Annotated in this window: 1 protein-coding gene; it reads left to right on the top strand. The window is 44.4% G+C overall.

All coding sequences use genetic code 11. The features are described from left to right. A partial coding sequence (locus AAEY72_RS16505) for a class I tRNA ligase family protein (RefSeq protein WP_352311786.1) occupies window positions 1-232 on the top strand: 232 nt, incomplete at both ends.

Here is a 232-nt window from a genome sequence, read left to right as displayed (position 1 = left end):
CCGTTTATGTGCATGGTCTGGTACGTGATGGCAATGGTCAAAAGATGTCTAAATCTAAAGGTAACGTCTTAGATCCTATCGATTTGATCGATGGTATCGATTTGGAAACGCTAGTTGAAAAACGCACCAGCAATATGATGAATCCAAAAGATGCGGCGAAAATTGAAAAGCAAACGCGTAAAGAGTTCCCAGAAGGTATCCCAGCCTACGGTACCGATGCGCTGCGCTTCAC

It is taken from the genome of Psychrobacter sp. W2-37-MNA-CIBAN-0211 (genome assembly GCF_040309405.1).
Taxonomy (GTDB): domain Bacteria; phylum Pseudomonadota; class Gammaproteobacteria; order Pseudomonadales; family Moraxellaceae; genus Psychrobacter; species Psychrobacter glaciei.
Note: the sequence above shows the minus strand (reverse complement) of the source record. Positions and strands in the feature narration are given on the sequence as shown.